The following is a 21,342-nucleotide window of genomic DNA, read 5'->3' on the forward strand; positions in this document are numbered from 1 at the left end:
GCCGGCACGTCCGACGCCGCAACCGTTTTGTGACTCTCGCGTCTCCGTTCGGTCGATGACTCGCCTCCGGTTCGCACTCTTGAACGCCGCCCACGACGGCGCGAACACCCGTCGGAACTTCCGCCGGGAGCTCGACGCCGACCTCGTCGAGTTCGACGCGGTCGACGGCGACCTCCCCGACCACACCGAGTTCGACGGCGTCGTGGTGACGGGGTCTCGCTCCTCTGTCTACTGGGACGAGGCGTGGATCCCGCCGCTCGTCGACTACGTCGCCGAGGCCGCCGACGCCGGCGTTCCGGTCCTCGGCGTCTGTTACGGCCACCAGGTGCTCGCGGAGGCGCTCGGCGGCCGCGTCGCGGGGATGGACGGGTTCGAGATCGGCTACAACGAGATCCGCCGCGTCCGCGACGACCCGCTGTTCGAGGGGATCGGCGAGTCGTTCACCGCCTTCACGACCCACGGCGACGCGGTCGTCGAGCTCCCGCCGTCCGCGACGCTGCTCGCCGAGAACGACCGCGGCGTCCACGCGTTCCGCGACGGCCACTGCTGGGGCGTCCAGTTCCACCCCGAGTACGACGCCGAGACCGCCCGCGAGGTGACGGACGGCAAGCGAGACCAGATCGGCGACGCCCGCGTGGACGGCGTCCTCGAATCGATCACCCCGGAGGCGTACGACGCCGCCTGCGAGGCGAAGGCGCTGTTCGAGAACTTCACCGCCTACGCCGAGCGGCTGGCGGCCGAGCGGGCGGAGCGGGCGGCCGCGGACGACTGAGCGGTTTCTCTCGCTGTAGACGACCAGAGCGCCCCCGGTCGAACACCCTTATACGGTTCCCGGACCGAACTTCGGTATGAACGTAGTACCGGACACGAGCGCGGTCGTCGACGGCCGCGTGTCCGAACGCGTCGCGGACGGGACCTACGAGTCGGTCACCGTGTTCGTCCCCGAGGCGGTCGTGGGCGAGCTGGAGTCGCAGGCGAACGACGGGCTCGAATCGGGCTGGGACGGGCTGAGCGAGCTGAAGCGGCTCGCGGACTACGCCGACGACGGGGAAATCGAGCTGCGGTACGTCGGCGAGCGCGCCAGCGGCGACGCCCGCTCGAACGCCCACGAGGGCGACGTGGACGCGCTGATCCGCGACCTGGCCGCCGACCACGACGCGACGCTCCTGTCGAGCGACGTGGTCCAGGCAGAGGTCGCCCGCGCGAAGGGGCTGGACGTCGAGTACGTCGAGCCCGTCGCCCGCGGCGTCGTCGACGACCTTCCGATTCAGCAGTTCTTCACCGAGGAGACGATGTCCGTCCACCTCAAGACGGGGACCGTCCCGAAGGCGAAGCGCGGGACGCTGGGCGAGATGCGGTACGTCGAGATCGACGACGAGCCGACCGAAGAGGGCCAGATGCGCGAGTGGGCCAACTCGATCGTCGACCTGGCCCGCCAGTCGAGCGACGGGTTCATCGAGCTCTCCGACGACGGGATGGACATCGTCCAGTTCCGCGACTACCGGATCGCGGTCGCGCGGCCGCCCTTCGCGGACGGGATCGAGATCACCGCGGTCAGACCGATCGCGAAGACGACGCTCGACGACTACGAGTTCGCCGACGAGCTGCGCGACCGGTTCACGGAGCGCAAGCGCGGCGTGCTCATCTCGGGGTCGCCCGGCGCCGGGAAGTCGACGTTCGCGCAGGCGGTCGCTGAGTTCTTAAACGACAGCGACTACGCGGTGAAGACGATGGAGAAGCCGCGCGACCTCCAGGTCGGTCCGGAGATCACCCAGTACGGCGCGCTCGGCGGCGAGATGGAGAACACCGCCGACTCCCTCCTCCTCGTCCGGCCGGACTACACCATCTACGACGAGGTCCGGAAGACGAACGACTTCGAGGTGTTCTCCGACATGCGGATGGCCGGCGTCGGGATGGTCGGCGTCGTCCACGCCTCCCGCGCGATCGACGCGCTCCAGCGGCTCGTCGGCCGCGTCGAGCTCGGCATGATCCCGCAGATCGTCGACACCGTCGTCTACATCGAGGCCGGCGAGGTCCACACGGTCTACGACGTGACCACCGAGGTGAAGGTGCCCGCCGGGCTCACCGCCGAGGACCTCGCCCGTCCGGTCATCCAGGTGTCGAACTTCGAGACCGGCCGGCCGGAGTACGAGATCTACACGTTCAACCGGCAGGTCGTCACGGTGCCGCTCGACGAGAACGGCGGCGAGGCCGAAAGCGAGTCCGGCGTCGGCCGCATCGCGAAAAAGGAGATCGAACGCGAGATCAAGTCCGTCGCGCACGGCCGCGTCGACGTGACGCTCAACGGCGACGACGAGGCCGTCGTCTACGTCACCGAGGGCGACATCGGCACGGTGATCGGGAAGGGCGGCGGCCGTATCGCCGACATCGAGAACCGGCTCGGGATCGACATCGACGTCCGCACGCACGACGAGAAGCCGGGCGGGTCGGGGTCGGATGCCTCGGGCGCCGCCGCCGAGAACGGCCGCGGCGACGGGCAGGTCGGCGCCGAGCGCGGCACGGTGGTCGCCCCGGAGATCACCTCGCGGCACGTCGTCATCGACGTCGACGACGGCGTCGGCGAGACGGTCGAGGTGCGCGCAGACGGCGAGTACCTCTTCACCGCTACGGTCGGTCGCGGCGGCGAAGTCCAGGTCTCTCGCGGCTCCGCCATCGCCGAGGAGCTGGAGGACGCGATCGACCGGAACCGGACGGTGACGGTCGTCCCGGCGCGCTGAGGCGGGAGGCGCCCGGCGGCGGCGCGCCGAGCCCACGGCCGTCCGGTCCGCCCGCGACCGGACGCGGACGTTTCCGAACCCTGTCACGTCGTCGTCCGACGCGGTGGCGTACCACGATCGACGTATCGTATTCCTCCTGAAAGATAACGCTTTTTTGCCGTTGGTCGGAACGACGTGGTATGGCCGATGAGTTAAAACGCGGGCTCGAGGGCGTCCTCGTCGCGGAGTCGGATCTGAGCTACGTCGACGGCGAGGTCGGGAAGCTCGTGTATCGCGGGTACGACATCGAGGACCTCGCGCGGGGTGCGAGCTACGAGGAGGTGCTGTACCTGCTGTGGCACGGTTCCCTGCCCACCGCCGCGGAGCTCGACTCGTTCGCCGCCGACCTCGCGGCGGAGCGCGAGGTGAACGACGACGTCATCGAGACGGTCCGCGCGCTCGCGGACGCCGACGAGCGGCCGATGGCCGCGCTCCGGACCGCGACGTCGATGCTGTCCGCGTACGATCCCGACGGCGAGAGCGACGACGGCGAGTCAGCCCTCCGCCAGGGCCGACGGATCACGGCGAAGATCCCGACGGTCCTCGCCGCGTTCGAGCGCGTCCGGCAGGGCGAAGAGCCGGTCGCCCCCGACCCGGACCTGTCGCACGCCGGGAACTTCCTCTACATGCTAACCGGGACCGAGCCGGACGCCGTGAGCGAGGAGACGTTCGACATGGCGCTCACGCTCCACGCCGACCACGGACTCAACGCCTCCACGTTCACCGCGATGGTGATCGGTTCGACGATGGCCGACGTCTACTCCGGCGTCACGGGCGGTATCGGCGCGCTCTCGGGGCCGCTCCACGGCGGCGCCAATCAGGACGTGATGGAGGTGCTCCACGAGATCGACGCCTCCTCGAAGGACCCGGTCCAGTGGGTGAAAGACGTCCGCGCCGACGGCGGACGCATCCCCGGGTTCGGCCACCGCGTCTACAAGGTGAAAGACCCCCGCGCGAAGATCCTCGAAGAGAAGCTCCGCGACCTCTCGGAGTCGTCCGGCGACACGAAGTGGCTCGACTACACCACTGCGATCGAGGAGTACCTCACCGACCAGGGGCTCGTCGAGAAGGGGATCGCCCCGAACGTCGACTTCTACTCCGGCTCCGTCTACGACTCGCTCGGCATCCCGGTCGACATGTACACGCCCATCTTCGCGATGAGCCGCGTCGGCGGGTGGATCGCCCACGTCGCCGAGTACCAAGAAGACAACCGCCTCATCCGCCCGCGCGCCCGGTACACCGGTCCCGAGGACGTCGAGTTCATCCCCCTCGACGAGCGGTAGCGGACGTCGCGTCCCTCGACGCGTTCCGCTTTCCCTCCCGTCCTCGTCTCCTTCCTCACTCGAACGCGGCGACCGCCGTCAGGTCCTCGCCGGGCACCAGTGTGTGGATGTCGGTGCCATCGTAGGTGTAGACGGGTTCGAAGCTCGCCATGTGGCGCATCGGCGAGTAGTCGGCCGTAATCCCGTAGCGGGCCTGCGAGACACCACAGCGGGGCTCTTCATACCTCTCACGCCGGGAAGGACGTTCTCCCCGGGAACGAGACGTTCCGGAGGCTGATCTCGCCGGCGATCGACGCCCGCAGCGAGAGGATCGTTCGTGCGCGTCGCGTCGGCGAAGGGGTTCCCTCGACGTCGCCGCGACCGGAATCTGCGCCCGGCGTTGTCCGTCCCCCCTCTCAGGCCCCGAACCACTCGCTGGCGAACTTCGCGAGCAGCGGGGCGTCGTCGAGGTGGAGAAGCTTCGCCATCGCGCTCTTGTCGCCCTGGTTCGCCTTTTCGAGGGTGTTGTCGTCGGTTCGACGGAGGTCGCGCATGAACCGGTCGTACCGCTCGTTGGGCGCGAGGTACAACAGCCGCGTGAGCATCAGCCGCGCCTTCATCCGCGGGGCCACGTCCCGGTGCCAGAGCCGCTCGTACACCTCGAGGCTCTCCGCGTCGAGGCGACGCTTCGAATCGGTGAGACACCGGTCGACGGTGGCGGCCGCGGCGCGGGCCGACTTCATCCCCTTGTGGATCCCCTCGCCCCACAGCGGGTCGATGGAGGGAACCGTGTCGCCGATCGCGAGGAAGCGGTCGGTGTGCATCTCGTCGGGCATCTGGATGTGCGCGGAGCCGCGGTGGACCTTCCCGTCGATCTTCTCGGCGTCGGCGAAGCGGGGGTCGCGGCTCACCCAGTCGTCGAGGTAGCCGTCGACGGTCTTCCCCGCCTCGGCGAACTCGCGGTGGCGGTCGTTCTGGATGTAACAGATCCCGACCTTGGCGGTGTCCTCGCCGGTCGCGAAGATCCACGAGTAGCCGCCGGGCGCGATGTCGTGGTCCAAGCGCAGCATCATCGCGCGCCGGAGGTCCGCGTACTCGGGGTGGTTCATCTCGACGCCCTCCATCTCGTACTCGATCCCGATCGCCTGGTTCTCGCGTTCGAGGTCGACGACGTCGAGCGCGCTCGCGAGCGGCGCGGCCGGGCCGGTCGCGTCGATCACGACGTCGGCGTACACCTCCTCGTCGCCGTTGTACCGGACGCCCTCGATGACGCCGTCGTCGTCGAGGATCGGCCGCGAGACGCGCGCGTCGAAGCGGTACTCCGCGCCGTTGTCGCGGCCGTCCTCGACGAGGAACCGCTTGAACTCCGCGAACTCCAACACCGCCCCCGGCTGGTAGCTCTCGTAGTACTCGTTGGGCGACTCCAACACGACGTCGTCGGTGTACGACATCACGACGTCGTCGGGGATGCCGAACGAGGACATCATCGACGGGAAGGTGCCCGCCGTCGACTTGTTGCTCTGTCGCGGGAACTCGTCTTCAGACTCCGTCTCCAAGACGACGACGTCGTAGTCGCGCGTCGCCAGGTCGCGGGCGCACTGGGCGCCCGCCGGCCCCGCACCGGCGACAGCGACGTCGTAGCGATCAACCATACACGGGAGTTACGGACCCTCCTAATTAGGCTTGCTGAAACTTGCCGAAAAATCCGCTCGAACCCGCCCGTTCGGCCGGTTTTGCCCGTCGAGAGAGGTCGGAATCCCCCCGGCCACGTCCGGCGGTCTCAGTAGAACTCGCGGACGAGGTCGGTCGCGCCCTCGGGGGCGCCGTCCGGGATGACGGACATGTCCTCGTCGACGCCGTGCTGCTCGTGGTACGGCACCGACGACTCGTCTTTGTAGATGACGCCCTGGTGTTCCTTCTCGTTGTCGAGGATGACGTCCTTCGCGTCCTCGCGGGAGGTCGGGTCGTGGTCCGCCTCCTTCAGGTCGACGAGCGAGTCGCGGAAGTAGTCGTACGTGTCGACGTCGTTGAAGGTGACGCAGGGGGAGTAGACGTTGACGAAGCCGAACCCGTCGTGCTCGATGGCCTCCTGGATAATCTCCTGATGGCGGAGCGCGTCCGAGGAGAACGACTGCGCGATGAACGTCGCTCCCGAGGCGAGCGCCAGCGCGTGCGGGTTCACCGGGGGCTGTTTCGGGCCCTCGGGGCTCGTCGAGGTCTCGAAGTCCTCGCGGGAGGTCGGGGAGGCCTGCCCCTTCGTCAGCCCGTAGATGCGGTTGTCCATCACGACGTACGTCATGTCGACGTTGCGCCGGACGGCGTGGACGAAGTGGCCCGCGCCGATGGAGTAGCCGTCGCCGTCGCCGCCGGCGACCATCACTTCGATGTCGGGCCGCGCCATCTTGACGCCGGTCCCGACGGGGAGCGCGCGCCCGTGAACGCCGTGGAGCGCGTAGCTGTGCATGTACGTGCCGATCTTCCCGGAGCAGCCGATACCGGCGACGACGAAGGTGTTGTCGGGGTCGTTCCCCGTCTCCGCGAGCGCCTTCATCATCCCGTTCATCGTCCCGAAGTCGCCGCATCCCGGGCACCACGTCGGCTGCTTGTCGGACTTGAAGTCGGTGAATCGAATGTCTGAGCTCATTGGTTACGCCTCCGCCCCCGCTTCGAGGGTCGACTTGATCTCCGCTGCGAGTTCGTCGGCCTTGTACCGCACGCCGTTGTACTTGTTCACGCGATCGACCCGTTCGAGCACGTCGTGCTCGACGAGGTCCGCGAACTGCCCCTGCTCGTTACACTCGACGACGACCGTCGTCTCGGCCGCCTCGACGTCCGCCGAGAGGTCCGGTCGCGGGAAGATGTACGGGACCGAGAGGACCCGCACGTCCTGTCCCTCGTCGTCGAGGATGTCGACCGCCTCGGCGAGCGCGCCCTCGTTCGACCCCCACGTGATGACGAGGTCGTCGGCGTCCTCGTCGCCGAACTCGCGCGGGCTCCAGTCCTCGCGCTCGCGGGCCGTCTCCACCTTCCGGTTGCGCTTGTCGACCTGCGCGACGCGCATCTCCGTGTCCTCCGTCCGGCGGCCCTGCTCGTCGTGTTCGAGGCCGGTGGACATGTGCGCGCCGTCGGCCGTGCCGGGGAACGCGCGGGGCGAGATCCCGTCGTCGGTGATCTCGTGGGGCTGGAAGCCGCCCGACTCGCTCATGTGGTCGTCGATCGTCGCCTCGTCGACGACGTTGCCGCGGTCGACCTCCACCTCGTCCATGTCGAAGGTCTCCGGGGAGAACGTCTGCTCCGTGACCGCCATCGAGAGGTCGGCGGTGAGGTAGACCGGGAGCTGGTACTTCTCGGCGAGGTTGAACGCCTCGACCGTCTTCCAGAAGCACTCGTCGATGGTGGTCGGCGCGAGGACGAAGCGCGGCACCTCGCCGTGGCCGCCGTACAGCATCTGGTTTAAGTCGCCCTGCTCCTGTTTCGTCGGCATCCCCGTCGAGGGGCCCGAGCGCATCACGTTACAGATGACGAGCGGCGTCTCCGAGGTGGCGATGAGCCCGAACGTCTCGGTCATCAGGTCGATCCCCGGCCCGGAGGTCGCCGTCATCGCGCGGGCGCCGCCGCGGGCCGCGCCGAGCGCCATGTTGATCGCGGAGAGCTCGTCTTCCGCCTGGACGACGTGGCCGCCGTACCGCTCGATGCGGCCGGTGAGGTACGTCATCACGTCGGTCGCGGGCGTGATCGGGTAGCCGGCGTAGAAGCGGCAGCCGGCCGCGATGGCGCCCATGCCGATCGCCTCGTCGCCGTTGAGGAGGACGTAGTCCTCGTCGGTGGTCTCGAGGTCGTAGTCGAACTCGTGGTCGTACTCGTCGGCGACGTACGACTGACCGGCGCGCGCGGCCTCCTTGTTGTTGTCGACGAGCTTCTGCCCCTTGTCCTTGAACCGCTTTTCGAGGGCGGAGTCGAGGTTCTCGATGGGGAACTCGGCGACCTCGCAGGCGGCGCCGAGCGCGACGACGTTCCGCATGATGGCCCCCCCGGCCTCCTCGGCCAGGCTCTTGAGCGGCACGTCGAGCCCGATCATCCCCTCCGGGATCTCGACGTCCTGCATCGTGGTCCGCTCGCCGTCGTAGATGATCACCGACCCCTCGTGGAGCTCGTCGAGGTTCTCCTCGATCGTCCGGGGAGTCAACGCGATGAGCACGTCGAGTCGGTCAACGACGCTCTGTACCTTGTCGACGGAGGTCCGCACCTTGTAGGCGGTGTACCCGCCTCGGATCCGCGATGCGAAGTCCTTCGACGTGAACACGTGTCGACCCGCGCGGGAAAGCGCCTGTGCGAAGATCTTCCCCGTCGAGTCGATGCCGTCGCCGGCCTCTCCGCCGACAGCCCAGTTGAAATCCGCGGCCATGTGCTATGGGCAAGGTTCCGGCGGACTCATCAAAAGGCTTCTGGAAGGAGCCACCGAAGCGTTTCTGGACGAACGTATTCGCTCTCGCGAATATTGTCGCCTCTGGGTGCTGTATCAGACCGTAATAGGAGCATAATTGAACATACATCCACCAGATTCATCACGATCGACCCCTCGCGTCGGACCCGTTTTCGACGATCATCGAATATTCTCGGCCGGGAACGGCCCTCCAAGACGCGTCGGCGAGGGCGGGCGTGTGACGAGGGTGCGTGCGTCTCCGAGAGCGCGCGTCGGCGAGAGTCGAGCGTGTGACGACGAGGCGCGCATCGACCAGAGCGTGCGTTCAGAGTCGGGGCGCGCCGCGGGACCGGTTTCGACACGGGCAGGACCGACGCCGACGGGAAGGGGTTTGTGTCTCCCCCGCCGATCCGACGTATGGACACAACAGCGACGGTCGAGGCGGTCGAGGCGGTCGGCCCCGACACGTACGCCCTCCGCTTCCGCGCGCCCGACGGGTTCGCGGCCGAACCCGGACAGTTCGTGAAGCTCGGCACCGAGATCGACGGCGAGTCGGTCGCGCGCTTCTACACCCTCTCGTCGCCCCGCGTCGGCGAGACGTTCGAGGTCACGGTCGGCATCGACCCCGACGAGGGCGGCGACTTCTCGGCGTTCCTCTCGGACGCCGAGGCCGGCACCGAAATGACCCTCTCCGGCCCGTTCGGCGACCAGCACTACGACGGCGAGCCCCGCGCGGTCGTGATCGCGGGCGGTCCCGGGGTCGGCCCCGCGGTCGCCATCGCGGAGCGCGCGCTCGACGAGGGCGCCGAGGCCGCGGTCGTCTACCGCGACGGCGACGTCGCCCACGCCGACCGGATCGATACCCTCCGCGAGCGCGGCGCCGCCGTCCGACTGCTCGACGCGGACGAGCCCCTCACTGACGCCGTCACTGAGGTCCTCACCGGCGCGGACGGCGAGACCGTGTTCGTCTACGGGTTCGCCGACCTCGTCGCCGACGCCGAGACCGCCGTGGAGGCGGCCGGCGGCGACGCGGACGCCGCGAAGGTCGAGAACTTCGGATAGGCTCGCTCGCCGAGAGTCCCGCTCTCCCGCCGGCCTCGCCCGCCGGTGCCGCCACGCTTTACGTACTCCCCCGAGAGGTGTGGATATGGACTACCGGCGACTGGGAGACACGGGGCTCAGCGTCTCGGAGCTCTGCTTCGGGACGTGGCGGTTCGGGCGCGAGACGAACGGCGTCGTGGAGACGGGCCGCGAGGAGGCACACGAGCTCCTCGACGCGGCCGCGGACCGCGGGATCAACTTCATCGACACGGCCAACGTGTACGGGTCGCCGCACGGGACGAGCGAGGAGTACATCGGCGAGTGGCTCGCCGACCGCGACCGCGAGGACTACGTGATCGCCTCGAAGGTGTACTTCCCGTTCGACGGGCGCGGCGAGCCGGGGCCGAACGACTCCGGGCTCGGCCGGAAACACATCCGCGCGCAGGTCGAGGGCACGCTCGACCGGCTCGACACGGACTACCTCGACGTCTACTACATCCACCGCTGGGACGAGGAGACGCCGATCGAGGAGACGATGCGCGCGCTCGACGAGCTCGTCGCCGAGGGGAAAGTGCACCACCTCGGCGCGTCGACGATGGCGGCCTGGCAGCTGACGAAGGCGCAATGGACCGCCGACGTCAACGACTACGCGTCCTTCGACGTGGTCCAGCCGCTCCACCACGCTGGCTACTACGAGGACGTGAGCGAGTACCTCGACGTCTGTATCGACCAGGACCTCGCGGTCTGTCCGTACTCCCCGCTCGCGGGCGGGTTCCTCACCGGGAAGTACGAGCGCGCCGACCCGGACGACCCGGAGCAGGTGATCGCGCCGGACGGCTCGCGCGCGAGCTTCGACGACCGGTTCGAGCGCTTCTACCTCTCCGAGCGCGGGTGGAAGGTGCTCGACGCGGTCCGCGACGTGGCGGACGAGCTCAACGCGACGCCCGCGCAGGTCGCGCTCGCGTGGCTCACCGAGTGGGACGAGTTCACCTGTGTCCCCATCGTGGGCGCGCGCACGGTCGACCAGCTCGACGAGAACGTCGCGGCCGCCGACCTGGACCTCTCCGACGAGCAGTGGGACCGGATCATGGACGCGCGCTACGACCCGGACGGGAACCGCTGGGGCCACTGAGCCGTCGCCTTCCGTCCACAAGCGGCCGCTACTCGTCGAAGTCCGGCAGGTCGTCCGGCGCCTCGAAGTCGGCCTCCCAGTCGATGTACTCCTCCTTGAGCGTCTCGCAGACGATCTGTCCGAGTTCGGTCAGGCCGGCGTTGATCGCGGAGACGGTCCCCCACGAGTCGAGGTCCGGGTGGAGGTCGCGCTCCTTCCAGTCCTCGGGGAGCCCGGGGGCGTGGTAGCCGACGCGGTCGGCGAAGTCGTCCCAGAAGAAGTCGAACCGGGAGACGAGGCCCAGGTCGACCGCGATGGCCCAGTCGGACTCGTCCATGTCGGTGGCGTCGGCCCACTCCGAGAACGCGTCCTCCCACGCCCCCTCGCGGAGGAGCGCCTCCAGGTCGTCACGGCGGTACTCGCCGCCGGCGACCTCGGCGTCCTCGTACTCGTTGGGGTCGACCGCGGCGAGTTCGGGGGGCTCCGGCGTCTCGACGTCGAGTGACATACGACGGGATGGGCGCCGACGGGGCAAAACCCTACGGAAACGGCTCGTTCCGACGGCGTCGTCTCACGTCCGGCGGGGCCGCGCCCGATCCGGTCCTTTTACCGCGCCGCCGTCCCGAGGGCGGGTATGGACCTCCGCGCCGTCTCGCGTCGCGTCGGGATCGCCGCCGCCGTCGTCACCGTCGTCGCGCTCGTCGCGCCGTACGCGGTCATCACGGGGCCGGAGTACGCGAGCCAGCTGGCGACCTACTACGCCTCCGGTGTCGTCGGCTGGACCGGGATCGCGCTGTTCGCGCTGCTCTCCGCGGTCGTCATCGCATCGGTCGAGCGGGGGAACGTCGACCCCGGGACGCTCGCGGGAACAGCGGTCGTCCTCGGCGTCGCGACGACCGCGAGCGCGGCGACGTGGGCGCTGGCGGTCGAGCCGAGCCCGGTGTTCCGCGACCACCTCTGGCTGGTGTGGCACGCGCGCGTCGTCGTCGCGCTCTCCGTCCCCGTGCCGCTCGCCGCCGGGGTGTACGCTCGGGAGTTGTTGACGTAGGGGCCGACCGCCGAACGAAAGGCCCTTATGCCGCACCCGAATATCGTCGAACGGACTAGGTCGGGCGGTTAGGCCCCGCTCGTAACCCGTGAGGCAGTCTTTAGCGGGGACCGAACAGCGGGCACGTCCGGTCAGACCGGCGCGGGCCCCGAGAGCCAACGTGGAAGCCTCGTCCGCCGGGGACAGCGGTCCGCGGCGCCCGCTCGCAGGAGCGGTCCGTCGCGGTTCGTCGGCGACACTGGGTCAGGCGCGGAAGCGAGCAGCCCACCGCCGGACGCCCGTCGCTCGTCGGGTCGCGGGGTGGAGGAGGCAATCGGGATACCCCGTGCCGGAACGCCGGGCTACCCCGCCTGTCCGCCATTCATACCGATTCTCGTTCGCTGAGTGGTGACAATACGATGTTGTCGTCGCCGGCGTCAGCGTCGAAATTGCGAGCGTTTATTTATAAGTGGATGCTGCCTGCTCTGAGCTCTATTTATAAGTAACCGACACCGTCGCCGCGAACACCGCCGCAGCCCCAGCCGCCCGCTGATAAACACCTGCTGGCAGATCAGCGACGAACACCGCCGCAGCCCCAGCCGCGAGGACAGCGCACGCTCGCTGTGCTCCTCACTCGGTCGCTCACTCCGTTCGCTCCCTCGTTCCGGTGCTTACGTCGCTTGCGCTGTCCTCGCGGCTGCCCCTTCGAGTCCCGCCCCGCACCGCACGGCACCGCAGCCTCACGCCTCCCCAGCCTCGCCGCTCGCTTCGCTCGCGGCGTCCCTCGCGCGTGCTCCTCGCGGCCGCCCCCGGCGGCCGCTCGCAGGCACGCGCCGACCGCAACCGCGGAAAACAGGGGGTTGTCGCGACTCAGCGACCGGTGTCGTACTTGTAGGTCGCCGAGTCCGGGTCGATTCCGAAGTCCTCGGCGGACTCCTCCGGCTCGTCGTCGCCGGTCGGCTCGGCGTCTTTGAACGCCGTCCGGAGGCTGCTCGGCATCTCGAACGCGTCGACCGCGAGTTCGAGGCCGACGACCCCGCCGCCGAGGAACTCGCGCTTCTCGGTGAGGCGGTCCGAGAGCGCGGGCGGGAGGTCGTCGGTGTCGACGCGCTCGAAGCCGAACTGCGCGAGGTACTCGGGCTGGTCGGTGAGCACGTACACCGTCTCGAACCCGTCCGCGGCCGCGGTGTCGACGAGGCGCTCGACGACGTGCGCCCCGACTCCCCGGTGCCGCCACTCGGGGAGCACCCCGATCCCGGTGAGCTCGATCCGGTTCTCCTCGTCCCCGTCGCCGCGGTGGAGGCGGAGCCGGCCGAACCCCGCCCGGTCGCCCGACTCCTCGTCGACCGCGATCACGTAGTCCCGTGACCGGAAGGCGACGTCGTCGAGCCCGAGCTGCTCGATCGCGTCCAACAACCACGCCTCGTCACGGTTTTTGGCGTCGCGGACGTACATAGAGAGCCGTACGAGACCGGAGGTGAAAAGCGGTTCCCCGGCGACCCCTCCCGCGTCCCTCGACTGCGACGCCGGCTCGGACCGGCTCGCGCAGCCGAGGCGGGCCGCTTTTGACGGCCGCCCCCCGACCGGACGCGTATGGAGTTCGCCGCGCTGGCGGAACGGGCGGAACGGGTGGCCGCGAACGACGGCGACATCGAGACGACGCTCGCGGTCGCCGCTCTGCTCGCGGACGCCGGCGCCGCCGACGGCGGCGAGGACGACGGCGCCGAGCGCGACGGTTCCACCGACGATCTCCCCGTCGTCGTCCGGTTCCTCCTCGGCCGCGTCTTCCCCGCCCACGACACCCGGACCCTCGACGTCGGCCCCGCACTGTGTCGCGAGGCCATCGCCCGCGCCGCGGGTCAGAACGTCTCCGCGGCGGACGTCGAGGACCGCCTCGCCGAGCGCGGCGAGATCGGCGCCGTCGCGGCCGACTACGACTTCGGCGGCCAGCGGGGGCTCGCCGCGTTCGGGAGCGGCCGCGACGCGCTCACGGTGGCCGCGCTCGACGAGGAGCTGCGCGACCTCGCGGCCGAGAGCGGTGACGGGAGCGAGTCGCGCAAGCGGGACGCGCTGTTCGGGCTGTTCACGCGCTGCTCGCCGAGCGAGGCGGCGTTCCTCGCCAGGCTGGTCCTCGGCGAGATGCGGCTCGGCGTCGGCGAGGGGACCGTCCGGGACGCGATCGCGGAGGCGTTCCTCGCGCCGGACGAGACGCCCGACCCCGGCGACGACTCCGGCGGGGCGTCCGAGTCGGACGCCCCGGAGCTCGTTGCCTCCGAAGACGCCGTCGCGGCCGTCGAGCGCGCGCTCCAGGTGACCAACGACTACGGACGAGTCGCGGTCCGCGCCCGCGACGAGGGGATCGCGGGGCTCCGCGAGGAGTCCCTGCGCGTCGGCCGCCCGGTTCAGGCGATGCTGGCGCAGGCGGGCACCGCGACCGACGCGGTCGACGCCTTCGGCGAGGTCGCCGTCGAGACGAAGTTCGACGGGGCCCGCGTCCAGGTCCACTACGCGCCGGCCGACGCCGGGCCGGGAGGAACCGAAGCGCTCGGCCCGCGGCTCTACTCGCGGAACATGGACGACGTGACCGAGGCGCTCCCGGAGATCGTCGAGCACGTCGCCGAGCGCGTCGACGCCCCGGTCATCCTCGACGGCGAGGTCGTCGCGGTCGACGACGACGGCGACCCGCTCCCGTTCCAAGAGGTGCTGCGGCGGTTCCGTCGGAAGCACGACGTCGAGCGCATGCGCGAGGCCGTCTCGCTGCGGCTCCACGCCTTCGACTGCCTCCACGCCGACGGCGACGACCTGCTCGACGAGCCCCTCCGCGACCGCCACGACCGGCTCCGGGAGGTCCTCCCGGACGCGGCCGCCGACCTTACGCTCGCCGACGACGCGGAGGCGATCGCGGCCGCGGAGCGGGCGGCGCTCGACGCGGGCCACGAGGGCGTCATGCTGAAGAACCCCGCGGCGGCGTACACGCCCGGCGACCGCGGGCGCGACTGGCTGAAGCGCAAGCCGGACGTGGAGACGCTCGACGCCGTCGTCGTCGGCGCCGAGTGGGGCGAGGGGCGCCGCGCCGAGCTGTTCGGGACGTTCCTGCTCGCGGTTCGCGCGGAGAACGAGGCGAACGGTTCCCCCGACCGCGACGTCGACGGCCCCGCGCCCGCGGGGTACGCCACGGTCGGGAAGGTGGCCACGGGGATCACCGACGAGGCGCTCGCGGACCTCACTGAGCGGCTGGAGCCGCACGTCGTCGACGAGACGGGGACGACGGTCGCGTTCGATCCCGAACTGGTGGTCGAGGTCGGCTACGAGGAGATCCAGACCTCGCCGACGTACTCGGCCGGCTACGCGCTCCGGTTCCCCCGTTTCGTCGGCGTCCGCGAGGACAAGGGCGTCGACGACGCCGACTCGCTCGCCCGCGTCCGTCGGCTCGCCGGCGACGACTGACGTGCCGCCACGCGAAGCCCCTTGACCCTCGGGCCCGTGGGATCGAGTATGCCAGGTCCGCTCGGCGACGCGACGCGGCGCGACCTCACCGACGCGGCGGCCGTCCAACTCGCGGCCGAGGGGTTCGAGGTCACTCGCCCGGAGAGCGGCGCCGAGCCGCCGGCGGTCGCGGCCCGCGGNCGCCCGGGGGGCGGGGCCGAGCCGCCGGCGGTCGCGGCCCGCGGCGACGACCGGGTCGCGGTCGAGCCGCTCGCGGCAGACGACGCGACGCCGACCGTGATCGTCTCGCGGCTGGGCCACGCGCTCGACCGCGACCGCCGGGTCCTGTTCGTCGCCCGCGACGCCGACACCGCGGCGGCCGTGCGCGACCTCCTCGCCGACCCGCCGCTGCTCGCCGCGCGGCGCGACGGCCGGCGGACGTTCCACCTCGGTCCGGACCGGATCCCCGTCTCCGGAGGCGGCTACGCCTGCGTCCGCGCCGAGGGGCTCGGCGCCCCGACGTTCGCGTGGCGCGAGACGGACACCCCAGTCGGCCCCGTCCCGGCCCATCCCGACGTCGACGCCGCCGCGGTCGACGACGACGGTCGGCCCGCGGTCCCGCGGCTCGTCTGCGAGGTCGACGGAGAGCCGGTCACCGTCCTCGCCGGCGTCGATAGCCTCCAGACCCCGCCGGACGAGGCGTTCCCGTTCGCGTACCGCCGCGATCCGGACGACAAGCGGTTCCGCGTCCGGCGAGGGGAGGACGGGGCCGTCGTCGAGACGGTCGGGGGGTTCGCCGCGCTGCGCGAGGCCGGGTACGTCCCGGTTCCGATGCCGCTCGTCCCGGAGCACGCGCTGGGGCGGTCGATCGGCGACGACGCGCTCGCGGCGGCGTGGAACCTGCTCGTGATCGGTGAGGGCGAATCGGTCGACGACGGCTCGGTCGACGACGGGGCGACCGGCGACACGGCCCTCGACGCCGAGCGCGACCGCGACCGATAGCCACCCTCAAGGCGCCCGCGGCCGCAGTCGCCGACATGACGGTCCGCTACGAGGAGCTCGCGGTGGAGTGGCTCGGCTACGCGACGGCGCGGCTGGAGACGGACGCGGGGCCGGTCGCCTACACCGACCCCGGCCGGTACGGCGTCCTCGACGACTACTGGGCGCGCGACGGCGACCTCGTCGTCGTCACGCACGACCACCACTACGACAGCGACGGGATCCGGTCGGTCGCGAGCGATGACGCGACGCTCGTGATCTACGAGGCGGTCGACCCCGCCGGCATCGACCGCGACGTGGAGCCGATCGACGCGCTCGCGGCCGACTACGACGTGGTCCGCGTCGGCGAGGAGGAGCGCGTCGACGTCGAGACGCCCGCCGGCGAGGTACGGGTGTGGTCGGTCCCGGCCCACAACGACCCCGAGGGACCGAACGCGGACGCCGACGGCTCGGTGGCGCATCCGCCCGGCTTCGGCTGCGGCTTCCTGTTGTCGCTCGGCGGCCGCACCGTCTTCTGGCCCGGCGACGCCGACGCGCTCGACGGGTTCGCGGAGCTCGACGTCTCCGTCTTCCTCGCGAACATCGGCGGGGGCGGCATCGTCGCCGACCAGCGCGAGGCGGCCGACCTGGCCGAGGCGATGGCCCCCGACCTCGTCGTCCCGATCCACTACGACACCTTCGACCTGCTCGAAGCGGACGGCGAGGCGTTCGCCGGCGACGTCGCGAGCCGGTCGATCCCCGTCGCGCTCGACGCGCGCTCGGCGAACCAGTAGGGCGAGGACCCGGCGAGCCGGGGGAGAGAGCCCCTCGGAGACGTCGTGGGAACCCGCCCCGAACGCTCTCGCGGCCGGTGACCTTTTTAATCCGCCGCGTCCTTGCTCGGTCGCATGACCACCGAGTCCGCGCTCGCCGACGGGGTCCGGGAGGCGCTTTCGGTCGACGCCGAGGCGTTCGCCGAGCGCGCGGCCGAGGAGGCCGAGATCGTCAAACAGGAGCTGCGCGACGGCTCCTTCGACAACCACCAGTCGATCGTCGGCTTCGAGTACGAGTTCTACGCGGTCGGCGACGGGCGGTGGAGCGAGGAGTCGCGGGCTGGCGAGTACGCGCTGATGCGCGTCCCCCGCCGGATGCTGGAGCTGATGGGGTTCGAGAAGGAGTTGGGCCTCCACAACGCCGAGATGTGTACGAGCCCGCAGCCGCTCTCCGACCACGGGCTCCGCGCGCAGCTCGCCGAGGTCCGCGCGCGGTTGGAGGCCGCCGAGAACACCGCGGGCGTCGAGGGGATGCGCCTGGTCTCCGACGGACTCTGGACGATCCCGCCGGCGGGCGAGACCGCCCGCGAGTACCTCACCGACAGCGTCGAGGTCGACGGGGTAACCGTGGCGGTCAACATGAGCGACTCCGTCCGGTACCACGCGATGGCGAACGCGGCCGGCGGCGAGGGAGCCGACGGCGCGGAGCCGGACGGCGGGGACGGGACTCCGGCCGAGCCGTCCGGGGGCGCCGAGGTCGAGCTCTCCGCCCCGGGCGTGTCGCTGGCGGCGGACACGGTGATGCCCGAGAGCCTCATCACCTCGATCCAGCCGCACTACCAGGTCGCGCACGCCGAGACGCTGCCGCGGCACTTCCGGTACGCGCTCCGGATCGCCGGGCCGCTGCTGGCGCTCGGCGTCAACTCTCCCTTTTTCCCGCCGGACCTGTACGACGACGGCTGGGACGGCGAGCGGGTTCTCGCCGAGGGGGCGACCGAGAACCGCGTCCACGTGTTCGAGTCCGTCCTCAACGCGCGGACCGACGCGGACAAGGTGCGGTTCCCGCGCGACTTCCGCGACGTCGAGACCGCGGTCGACCGCGTCGCGGGCGACGAGACCCTGATCCCGATGCCAGACCCGGGCGGCAGCGACCGCTTCGACGACGACTTCGCGACCTTCCGGACGAAACACGGCAGCTACTGGCGGTGGGTCCGCCCCGTCTTCGAGGGGGCGAGCCGCTCGGCCGCCAACGCCCGGATCGAGTTCCGCCCGATCCCCGGCCAGCCCACGGTCCGCGACTCCATCGCGTTCCAGGCGGCGTTCGCGGGGCTGATGCAGGCGCTCGCCCAGCGGGAACACCCCGTCATCGGGCTCGACTGGGAGACCGCCCGCGACAACTTCTACGCCGCCGTCGCGGACGGGCTCGACGCCGACATGGAGTGGATCGGCCGCGACGGGGAGCGGACGACGGACGCGGACGCGCTGTACGACGACCTCCTCGACCACGCCGAGGCGGGGCTCCGGACCGCCGGCTGCGCCGACGACGAGGCCGCCAAGTGGGTGGCCCCGCTCCGCTGGCGCGTCGCGAACCGCACGACGCCGGCGAGCTGGAAGCGCGACCGCGTCCGCGCCCGCCTCGACGACGGCGACGACTTCGAGACCGCGGTCCACGACACCCAGCGCGAGTACATCCGCCAGCAGGCCGACACGCTCATCGACGGCGGCTTCTCGGCGTGGACGGACGACGCCTGACACCGGAGCCCCCACCGCTGTCACCCCGGACGCGGCCGCCCCGCGACCGCGACACAGTACAGTTATCGGCGCGCCGCGTCACCCAACCGTATGGACGAGCTGATCGCCGCGGCGCGCGAGGCCTTGGAGGCCGCCCACGTCCCGTACTCCGAGTACCGCGTCGGCGCCGCGCTCCGGACCGCCGACGGCACCGTCTACACCGGCTGTAACATCGAGAACGCGAACTACTCCAACAGCCTCCACGCCGAGGAGGTCGCGCTCGCGGAGGCGGTGAAGAACGGCCACCGCGAGTTCGACCGGATCGCGGTCTCGTCGGGCGTCCGAGACGGCGTCACCCCCTGCGGGATGTGCCGGCAGACGCTCGCGGAGTTCGCGGCCGACGACCTCGTCGTCGCCTGCGACGAGGGCGGCGACGCCGTGACGGAGTACACGCTCGGCGAACTCCTCCCGAACACCATCAACGAGGGGACCCTCGACGACGCCAGGGAGGACTGACGGCACGGCGGTCCGGAGGCGGCGCGGCGTCCCCGAGCGACCGAGACGGAACTACTTTTAAACGGCTCGCCGAAGGGCGGAGACATGACCGACGACAGCGAGGACCCCAACGACGAGGCGGGGTACCACGTCGAGGCCGCGCCCGAGGACGTCGCGGACGCGGTCCTCCTCCCGGGCAACCCCGAGCGGGTCGACAAGATCACGGCGCTGTGGGACGACCACGAGGAGGTCGCGCGCCACCGCGAGTACCGCACCGCGACCGGCACGTACGACGGCGCACCGATCTCGGTGACGTCGACCGGGATCGGCTCTCCCTCGGCCGCCATCGCCGTCGAGGAACTCGCGCGCGTGGGCGTCGACACGTTCATCCGGGTCGGCTCCTGCGGCGCGATCCAGCCCGAGATGGAGGTGGGCGACCTGGTGATCACGACCGGTGCCGTCCGCCAGGAGGGGACGAGCGACGAGTACGTCCGCGAGGACTACCCCGCGGCCGCGGACGGCGAGGTGGTCTCCGCGCTGGTCGCCGCCGCCGAGCGGCTGGGCCACGACTACCACACCGGCGTCACGATGAGCGCCGACTCATTCTACGCGGGCCAGGGCCGCCCCGGCTTCGAGGGGTTCGAGGCCGCGGGCTCCGACGAGCTCGTCCGGGAACTTCAGGACGCGAACGTGAAGAACATCGAGATGGAGGCGTCGTCGATCCTCACGATCGCGAGCGTGTACGGGCTCCGCGCGGGCGCGGTCTGTTCGGTGTACGCCAACCGCGTGACCGGCGAGTTCCGGACGGAGGGCGAGTCGCGCGCGGCCGAGACCGCGAGCCTCGCGGTGAAGCTGCTCGCGCGGATGGACGAGGTCAAGCGGGAGGCGGGCGCCGACCGCTGGCACGCCGGGCTCTCGCTGTAGCGGCCGCGCGGTCCCGTCGCGGCGGACCGCGCCCGCCGCGTCGGCGATTCTCGCCTGCGAGCGTTCCAAAGCGACTTTATCTGCGCACCGTGGAGGTACTGGCATGAGTACACAGGTCGTCGTCGTCGGTTCCGGGTACGCCGGCGCAGGGGCGGTGAAGGCGTTCGAAGACGAGGTCGGCGAGGGCGAGGCCGAGCTCACGTGGATCTCGGAGCACGACTACCACCTCGTCTTACACGAGGTCCACCGCGCGATCCGCAACCCCGCCGTCGAGGACAAGATCACGATCCCCGTCGACGAGATCAAGTCGCCCGAGTCCGACTTCGTCCAGGGCCGGGTCGTCGACGTCGACACCGACGAGCGCGTCGTCGAGACCGACGACGGGACGACCGTCGACTACGACTACCTCCTCCTCGGCATCGGCTCCACGACCGCCTTCTTCGGCATCGAGGGGCTGAAGGAGCACGCCCACCAGCTGAAGGGGCTCGACGACGCGAAGGCGATCCACGAGGACGTGCGCGAGGCGGCCGCGGACGCGACCCGCTCGGACCCCGCGCAGGTGATCGTCGGCGGCGCCGGCCTCTCCGGCATCCAGACGGCCGGCGAGATCGCCGAGTACCGCGACAAACACCGCGCGCCGCTCGACATCAAGCTGGTCGAGGGGCTCGACGAGGTGTTCCCCGGCAACGACCCGCAGATCCAGGGCGCGCTCCGCCAGCGGCTGGAGGACGCCGACGTCGAGATCCTCACCGGCGACTTCATCTCGGAGGCCGACGAGGACGCCGTCTACCTCGGCGGCGGCGAGGACGAAGAGCCCGAGGAGCTCGGCTACGACGTGCTGATCTGGACCGGCGGCATCACGGGTCAGCCCGAGCTCGAGGACGTCGAGGTCGAGAAGGACGACCGCTCGAACCGCGTCCACGCCGGCTCCGACTTCGCCACCAGCGACGACCGCGTGTTCGCCATCGGCGACACCGCGCTCGTCGAGCAGGGCGACGACGACGTCGCGCCGCCGACCGCGCAGGCCGCCTGGCAGGCCGCCGAGGTCGCGGGCGCGAACCTCGCGCGGGCCGCCCGCGGCGCGCCGCTCCGCTCGTGGACCCACGAGGACAAGGGAACGGTCATCTCCGTCGGCGAGGAGGCGGTCGCCCACGACGTGATGGGCATGCCGATCAAGACGTTCGGCGGCAAGCCCGCGAAGCTGCTGAAGAAGGCCATCGCCACGCGCTGGATCGCCAAGGTCTCCTCCGCGAGCCGCGGCGTCAGCGCGTTCGGCGACATGTGAGCGCGGGCGACCCACGGCGAGGACGACGCCGTTCGCGGCTCCGGAGTTCCGACTCTTCTCAGTGACGAACCGGTCCGTTATCTCCGGCA

17 protein-coding genes, 1 other RNA gene and 2 pseudogenes are annotated in these 21,342 nt (G+C 70.8%); 14 read left to right on the forward strand and 6 right to left on the reverse strand.

The genetic code is table 11. The features are described 5' to 3' along the window. Window positions 1-55: 55 nt before the first annotated feature. The 3 genes from C470_RS05220 to citZ all read left to right on the forward strand — a co-directional run bounded on the left by C470_RS05220 (window position 56) and on the right by citZ (window position 4,060). Window positions 56-772 (forward strand): type 1 glutamine amidotransferase, encoded by a 717-nt coding sequence (locus C470_RS05220; RefSeq protein WP_004596414.1) that lies wholly within the window; start codon window positions 56-58, stop codon window positions 770-772. A gap of 76 nt (window positions 773-848) precedes the next feature. Beyond that, on the forward strand, window positions 849-2,738 hold the full coding sequence (locus tag C470_RS05225) for a PINc/VapC family ATPase (protein WP_008365753.1): 1,890 nt from the start codon (window positions 849-851) through the stop codon (window positions 2,736-2,738). 179 nt (window positions 2,739-2,917) lie between these two features. Continuing rightward, window positions 2,918-4,060, forward strand: coding sequence for a citrate synthase (gene citZ / locus C470_RS05230; RefSeq protein ID WP_008365755.1), 1,143 nt, complete (start codon window positions 2,918-2,920; stop codon window positions 4,058-4,060). A gap of 55 nt (window positions 4,061-4,115) precedes the next feature. Here the strand turns inward: citZ and C470_RS05235 are convergent. The 4 genes and pseudogenes from C470_RS05235 to C470_RS05250 all read right to left on the reverse strand — a co-directional run. Continuing rightward, window positions 4,116-4,244 (reverse strand): annotated as a pseudogene (locus tag C470_RS05235) (acyl-CoA dehydrogenase); the annotation flags it as partial. A gap of 211 nt (window positions 4,245-4,455) precedes the next feature. After that, a complete protein-coding gene (locus C470_RS05240; protein ID WP_004596418.1) occupies window positions 4,456-5,691 on the reverse strand; it encodes a digeranylgeranylglycerophospholipid reductase in 1,236 nt (411 codons plus the stop codon). A 128-nt stretch (window positions 5,692-5,819) separates the two neighbouring features. Beyond that, window positions 5,820-6,683 (reverse strand): 2-oxoacid:ferredoxin oxidoreductase subunit beta, encoded by an 864-nt coding sequence (locus C470_RS05245; protein WP_004596419.1) that lies wholly within the window; start codon window positions 6,681-6,683, stop codon window positions 5,820-5,822. A gap of 3 nt (window positions 6,684-6,686) precedes the next feature. Further along, window positions 6,687-8,444, reverse strand: coding sequence for a 2-oxoacid:acceptor oxidoreductase subunit alpha (locus C470_RS05250; RefSeq protein WP_004596420.1), 1,758 nt, complete (start codon window positions 8,442-8,444; stop codon window positions 6,687-6,689). Between the two features lie 435 nt (window positions 8,445-8,879). Here C470_RS05250 and C470_RS05255 point away from each other — a divergent pair, with 435 nt between their 5' ends. Beyond that, window positions 8,880-9,524 (forward strand): FAD-dependent oxidoreductase, encoded by a 645-nt coding sequence (locus tag C470_RS05255; protein ID WP_007994429.1) that lies wholly within the window; start codon window positions 8,880-8,882, stop codon window positions 9,522-9,524. Window positions 9,525-9,609: 85 nt separating this feature from the next. Continuing rightward, window positions 9,610-10,635: an aldo/keto reductase gene (locus tag C470_RS05260; RefSeq protein ID WP_007346112.1), complete on the forward strand. Its 1,026-nt coding sequence runs from the start codon at window positions 9,610-9,612 to the stop codon at window positions 10,633-10,635. Window positions 10,636-10,663: 28 nt separating this feature from the next. On the opposite strand, the gene C470_RS05265 is transcribed toward C470_RS05260, so the two are convergent. Further along, a complete protein-coding gene (locus C470_RS05265) occupies window positions 10,664-11,122 on the reverse strand; it encodes a hypothetical protein (protein ID WP_004596423.1) in 459 nt (152 codons plus the stop codon). Between the two features lie 126 nt (window positions 11,123-11,248). Here C470_RS05265 and C470_RS05270 point away from each other — a divergent pair, with 126 nt between their 5' ends. Together C470_RS05270 and ffs are read left to right on the forward strand one after the other, a co-directional pair. Continuing rightward, window positions 11,249-11,662, forward strand: coding sequence for a DUF7548 family protein (locus C470_RS05270; protein ID WP_004596424.1), 414 nt, complete (start codon window positions 11,249-11,251; stop codon window positions 11,660-11,662). A 48-nt stretch (window positions 11,663-11,710) separates the two neighbouring features. Then, window positions 11,711-12,022: signal recognition particle sRNA (ffs, locus tag C470_RS15245), an RNA gene on the forward strand. 489 nt (window positions 12,023-12,511) lie between these two features. Here ffs and C470_RS05275 read toward each other — a convergent pair. Further along, the gene (locus tag C470_RS05275; protein ID WP_004596425.1) at window positions 12,512-13,096 is read right to left on the reverse strand and encodes a GNAT family N-acetyltransferase; all 585 of its coding nucleotides are present in this window, start codon (window positions 13,094-13,096) and stop codon (window positions 12,512-12,514) included. A gap of 138 nt (window positions 13,097-13,234) precedes the next feature. Between C470_RS05275 and ligA the strand changes: the two genes are divergently transcribed. The 7 genes and pseudogenes from ligA to C470_RS05310 all read left to right on the forward strand — a co-directional run bounded on the left by ligA (window position 13,235) and on the right by C470_RS05310 (window position 21,253). Then, window positions 13,235-15,088: an ATP-dependent DNA ligase LigA gene (gene ligA / locus C470_RS05280; RefSeq protein ID WP_008365759.1), complete on the forward strand. Its 1,854-nt coding sequence runs from the start codon at window positions 13,235-13,237 to the stop codon at window positions 15,086-15,088. Between the two features lie 48 nt (window positions 15,089-15,136). Next, window positions 15,137-16,069 carry a hypothetical protein gene (locus C470_RS05285; protein ID WP_008365761.1) on the forward strand — a complete coding sequence of 311 codons (933 nt, stop codon included), beginning with the start codon at window positions 15,137-15,139 and terminating at the stop codon, window positions 16,067-16,069. Window positions 16,070-16,104: 35 nt separating this feature from the next. Beyond that, a complete protein-coding gene (locus C470_RS05290) occupies window positions 16,105-16,839 on the forward strand; it encodes an MBL fold metallo-hydrolase (protein WP_008365763.1) in 735 nt (244 codons plus the stop codon). Window positions 16,840-16,953: 114 nt separating this feature from the next. After that, window positions 16,954-18,570, forward strand: coding sequence for a hypothetical protein (locus C470_RS05295; protein ID WP_007994441.1), 1,617 nt, complete (start codon window positions 16,954-16,956; stop codon window positions 18,568-18,570). A gap of 87 nt (window positions 18,571-18,657) precedes the next feature. After that, window positions 18,658-19,065 (forward strand): annotated as a pseudogene (gene cdd, locus C470_RS05300) (cytidine deaminase); the annotation flags it as partial. Window positions 19,066-19,149: 84 nt separating this feature from the next. After that, window positions 19,150-19,968 (forward strand): nucleoside phosphorylase, encoded by an 819-nt coding sequence (locus tag C470_RS05305; protein WP_004596432.1) that lies wholly within the window; start codon window positions 19,150-19,152, stop codon window positions 19,966-19,968. 103 nt (window positions 19,969-20,071) lie between these two features. Beyond that, entirely contained in the window at window positions 20,072-21,253 is a 1,182-nt protein-coding gene (locus C470_RS05310; protein ID WP_008365766.1) for an NAD(P)/FAD-dependent oxidoreductase, read from the forward strand. Window positions 21,254-21,342: the final 89 nt, after the last annotated feature.

The organism is Halorubrum distributum JCM 13561 (genome assembly GCF_000337395.1).
In the GTDB taxonomy this organism is placed as follows: Archaea; Halobacteriota; Halobacteria; order Halobacteriales; family Haloferacaceae; genus Halorubrum; species Halorubrum distributum.